This window comes from Streptomyces sp. (assembly GCF_050698815.1).
Taxonomy (GTDB): Bacteria; Actinomycetota; Actinomycetes; order Streptomycetales; family Streptomycetaceae; genus Streptomyces.
In genome coordinates this window covers 1-4,485 of sequence record NZ_JBOHCV010000145.1, presented here as the reverse complement: position 1 = coordinate 4,485, position 4,485 = coordinate 1, and the positions used below count along the sequence as shown (strand labels likewise).

General features: G+C 74.3%; 4 protein-coding genes. All 4 read right to left on the bottom strand.

From position 1 onward, the window contains the following. Window positions 1-68: 68 nt before the first annotated feature. Complete coding sequence (locus tag ACRDP3_RS05710; protein WP_431515716.1) at window positions 69-1,205, bottom strand: glycerate kinase; 1,137 nt, start codon at window positions 1,203-1,205, stop codon at window positions 69-71. Between the two features lie 167 nt (window positions 1,206-1,372). Then, complete coding sequence (locus ACRDP3_RS05705) at window positions 1,373-2,806, bottom strand: phytoene desaturase family protein (protein WP_431515715.1); 1,434 nt, start codon at window positions 2,804-2,806, stop codon at window positions 1,373-1,375. A 42-nt stretch (window positions 2,807-2,848) separates the two neighbouring features. Continuing rightward, on the bottom strand, window positions 2,849-3,667 hold the full coding sequence (locus ACRDP3_RS05700) for an inositol monophosphatase family protein (protein WP_431515714.1): 819 nt from the start codon (window positions 3,665-3,667) through the stop codon (window positions 2,849-2,851). A gap of 49 nt (window positions 3,668-3,716) precedes the next feature. Further along, the coding region (locus ACRDP3_RS05695) for a gamma-glutamyltransferase (protein ID WP_431515713.1) at window positions 3,717-4,485 on the bottom strand (769 nt) is incomplete at its 5' end.

Genomic DNA, 4,485 nt, shown 5'->3' with positions numbered 1-4,485 from the left:
CCACAGCGCTGTCCACGCGCGTTCCGGCGAGGCTGCCCTGCCCGGTCAGCCAGGGCCGAGACCCCGCCTCAGAGGCGCTCGTTCGCCAGCCGCTCCGCAGCCTGTTCGAGCAGCGGGCCCGCCTGGGACATGCAGCGGTCCGGGTCCGGCTCGAGGTCGGTGAGGGCGTACACGGCTTCGAAGCCGGTGCCCTTGAGGGCCTTGGCGTCCAGCGCGAGTCGCCCGCAGACCGCCAGCACCGGCTTGCCCGCCTCGCGGGCCGCCGCGGCGACCCCCGCCGGGGCCTTGCCGTGCAGGGTCTGGGCGTCGAGCGAGCCCTCACCCGTGATCACCAGGTCGGCGCGGTCCAGGGCCGCGGCGAAGCCCAGCACCTCCAGAAGTACGTCGATGCCGGGCCGGAAGGCGGCGTCGAGGCCGACGAGGGCGGCGTAGCCGATACCGCCCGCCGCGCCCGCGCCGGGCGAGTCCGCGGCCTCCGCCGCGCGGGGACCGACAGCGGCGCCCAGCACTTGGACGTAGTGGCTGAGCCCCGCCTCCAGGACCTCCAAGTCCTGCTCCCCCGCGCCCTTCTGCGGACCGTAGACGGCGGCGGCGCCCTTCGGTCCGGTCAGCGGGTTGTCGACGTCGCTCGCGAGCACGATCTCGACGTCCTTCAGCCGCTTGTCGAGGCCGGACAGATCGGCGGAGACCAGCTCGCGCAGCGGGCCGCCGCCGTGCGGGATCTGGTCGCCGTCCTCGTCGAGGAAGCGGGCGCCCAGCGCCTCCAGCATGCCCGCGCCGCCGTCGGTGGTCGCCGAGCCGCCGACGCCGAGAACGATGGTGGTGGCTCCCGCGTCGATGGCGGCCAGCAGCAGTTCGCCGGTGCCGCGCGTGGTGGCCGTCAGCGGTGCGAAGACGCCGGGCGGCATCAGCTGGAGCCCGGACGCCTCGGCCATCTCGACCACGGCGGTCCCCTCCCGCATCGCCCAGGCGGCGCTGACCGTCGCCCCGAGCGGCCCGGTGACCTCCTCCTGGTGGCGTTCGAAGCCGCCCGCGACGGCCGCCGCCACCGTGCCGTCGCCGCCGTCGGCGACGGGCAGCGACTCCACGCTTGTGCCGGGACGCACCCGGTGGATCCCCGCGGTGATCCGCTCGGCGACCTGCACGGCCGTCAGCGATCCCTTGAACTTGTCCGCGGCGATCAGTACGCGCGCTGTCGTCGTCATGGTTCTGCCCCTGGTCTCTTTGCGTGCGGACAGGCAGTCGCGCCGCTACGACCCTATCCGGCGGTAAGGCCCGCCCACCACGGGCAACCCAGCGGCAGCGCCCGTACACACGGCGTTGACGGCCCCTTCCGCGGACCGCGGGCCGCCCGGCCGCTCCTCATCGCTTCTCACCGCTGCCGCGACCGCCGCAGCTGCCGCCAGACGGCGCGGGCCGCGTGGTGCCCGGACATTCCATGCACACCGGGTCCCGGCGGGGTGGCCGCGGAGCAGAGGAAGACGGCGGGGTGCGCGGTGCCGTACGGGCGGCCGGTCAGCTTCGGGCGCAGCAGCATCTGCAGGCCGTCGGAGGCGCCGCACAGGAAGTCGCCGCCCACGTAGTTGGCGTTGCGGGCGGCCAGCTGCGGCGGGCCCGCGGTGGCGCGGGCCAGGACGCGGTCGCGGAAACCCGGCGCGAAGCGTTCGAGTTGGCGCTCGACCGCGTCGGTGGCGTCGCCCTGCCAGCCGTTCGGGAGGTGTCCGTACGCCCAGAAGACGTGCTTGCCCTCCGGTGCCCGTGCCGGATCGACGACGCTGGGCTGTGCGGTGATCAGGAAGGGCCGCTCGGGGGCCCGGCCGCCGACGGCGGCGCGCAGGGCCTGGTCGATGGCCCCCGCTGTCGGTCCGACGTGCACGGTGCCGGCCCGGCGTGCGGCCTGCGAGGTCCACGGCACGGGCCCGTCCAGCGCGTAGTCGATCTTGAAGACGCTGGGCCCGTAGCGGTACTCGGCGTAGGCGTTGCCGAGTCCGGCGATCCGGGCCAGCGCCGTCGGCGAGGTGTCGAAGATGTACGCCCGGGCGGGCGGCAGTTCATCGAGCCGCTTGACCTCGGTGCCGGTGTGGATGTGACCGCCCTGCGCGCGGAGATATCCGGCGAGGGCGTCCGAGATGGACTGGGAGCCGCCACGCGGCACGGGCCAGCCGTTGGCGTGCGCGGCGAGGGCGAAGACGAGGGCGGGCCCGGCCGTGGCGAAGGTGCCCAGGGGGGCGCTGACATGAGCCCCCAGGCCCGCCATCAGCGCGCGGGCCGGCTCGTCACGGAAGCGGTGGTTGAGCCAGCTGACGGGCCGCAGCGCGAGCAGCCCGAACCGGGCCAGCAGCACCGGGTCGGTGGGGAACCGCCCGTTGAAGAGGGAGCCCATGCCCATGAAGTCCGCGGCCATCGCCTCCCACTTGCCCAGGAAGGGTTCGACCAGGCGCCGGTAGCTGCCCGCGTCCCGAGGGCCCAGCGACATCGCGGTCTCACTGACGGAGCGGGCGAGCACGGCTGCCGTACCGTCAGGGAACGGGTTGGCCATGGGCAGTTCGGGGTGCAGCCACTCCAGGCCGTACTCGGCCAGCGGCATCCGGTTGAAGGCGGGCGAGCCCGCGCCCGTGGGATGCACCGCCGAGCAGGGATCGTGACGGAAGCCGGGCAGCGTCAGTTCCTCGGTACGCGCGCCGCCGCCGACGGTCTCCAGCGCCTCGAACAGCTCCACGGAGAAACCGCGGCGGGCCAGTTCGGCGGCCGCGGTCAGCCCGTTCGGTCCGGCTCCGACGACGACCGCGTCACGGATCGATGGCACTGTCGGCTCTCCCCTCGCCTGTGAGGCAACTCGCCGTACGGGTCAGCTGCCGGCGCGCAGCAGGCCCACCATACGCCGGGCGGTGCCGGCGTCCCGAGCCGCGGTGAAGGGCAGCGCGTTCCCGCCCGCGAGCCGGAAGGGCTCGCCCTCGATCGTGGCACTCGCTCCACCCGCCTCAGCCACCAGCAGCAGTCCCGCCGCGTGGTCCCAGGCGGCCTCCCAGCTGAAGACGACCGCGTCCACCTCGCCGCGCGCCACACCGAGATATTCCAGTCCCGCGGAGCCGCACGGACGGGGCGCGACGCCCTCGACGCGCAGTCCGAGCAGCGCGCGCTTCTGCGCGTCGGTGGTGAAGTCCGGGTGGGAGGTGGCCACTTCGAGCACCCTGCCGGGCTCCGGCATGCCCGACCACAGTGCCTCACCGTTGAGGAGGGCGCCGCCGCGGTGCCGGGCGATCGCCATCTCGTCCAGCACCGGCCCGTACGTCCAGGAGGCGAGGATCTCGCCGTGCCGGGCCAGCGCCACCAGCGTGCTGAACTGCTCGTGCCCGCGGACGAACTGCCGGGTGCCGTCGATCGGGTCCACGATCCACACCGGTGCATCGCCGTGCAGCGCCTCGTACATGACGGGCTGGGCGTGCACCGCTTCCTCACCGACCACCACGGAGCCGGGGAGCAGCGTGGCCAGCGTCCGGCTCAGCGATTCCTCCGCGCGCTGGTCGGCGATGGTGACCAGATCGTGCGGGCCGCTCTTCTGCTCGACCTCCTCGTCGGCCAGCTGCCGCCAGCGCGGCATCACCTCCTCGGCGACGGTCCTGCGGATGGCTCCCTCGACCTCTGCGACCAGCTCATCGTCGATCATGCGTCCATGGAAGCACGCTCGATCAGGCGGAAGCACGGTGCACCGCTGGTCAACGCCCCACGGCGTATCCCTGCATGCCACGGGGGTTGGCCGCGGCGCTGAGCACTCCGGTCTCGGGGTCGCGGGCCACGGCGCACAGCCGTCCCTCCGACCAGGCGGGGCCGGCCTCCACTTCGTGGCCGCGCCGCCGCAGCCCGTCCAGCACCGCCTCCCCGGCGCGCGACTCGACGGTGACGCTGCCGGGCCGCATGGCGCGCGGATAGAAGGAGCCGGGGAAGCTGTCCGTGTGCCAGTTGGGCGCGTCGATGGCGCCCTGCAGGTCGAGCCCGCCGCGCACCCGCGGGCGCAGTGCGGCGGCGAGGAAGAAGTGCAGCTGCCATTGGTCCTGCTGATCGCCGCCCGGGGTACCGAAGGCCAGCACCGGCTGCCCGTCGCGCAGGGCGAGGGAGGGGGTGAGGGTGGTGCGGGGGCGGCGGCCGGGGGTCAGGGTGTTGGGCAGGCCGGGATCAAGCCACGTCATTTGCAACCGGGTGCCGAGCGGGAAGCCCAGCTCGGGCACGACCGGGTTGGAGTGCAGCCAGCCGCCGCTGGGCGTGGCGCTGACCATGTTGCCCCAGCGGTCGACGACGTCCAGATGGCAGGTGTCACCGCTGGTCGCGCCGTTGCGGGCGACGGTCGGCTCACCGGCCCCGGCGACCGTGCCGAGGGGATCGAAGCCGGGCCGGCCCTCGGCGACCGCGGTGGCGTGGGCGGCGAGGCGCGGTGTGCGGCCTCCGGGGCTGCCCGGCCGCAGTTCGCGGGAGGCCTGCTCCCCGACG